A 247-nucleotide genomic window follows, 5' to 3' on the forward strand; every position below is an offset into this window, starting at 1 on the left:
GCCAAGTGAAAGCGCCAGGGCGCCTGCCTTGTCACCCCTGACATCGAGTTGCTGCAGCTCGGCGGACTTCTCGCGGAATTTCCCGCCAACGCTCCGCAGCTTCTCCCAATGCGGCTTCCCTTCGGGAGAGGCGATGGCCAAGCCGGCGTCGACAGCGTCGAACATGGCCTGCAGATTCTGATCGGCCTCTTTGTAGAAACCGGCGGCCGCGTCCGAATCGGTGGAAAGCAGCGCGTTCTTCTGAGCC

The 247-nt window shown here is 63.2% G+C and carries 1 pseudogene; it reads right to left on the reverse strand.

From position 1 onward, the window contains the following. A pseudogene (locus EOD29_RS34015) lies at nucleotides 1–247 on the reverse strand (methyl-accepting chemotaxis protein); the annotation flags it as partial.

It is taken from the genome of Mesorhizobium sp. M1A.T.Ca.IN.004.03.1.1 (assembly GCF_003997555.1).
In the GTDB taxonomy this organism is placed as follows: domain Bacteria; phylum Pseudomonadota; class Alphaproteobacteria; order Rhizobiales; family Rhizobiaceae; genus Mesorhizobium.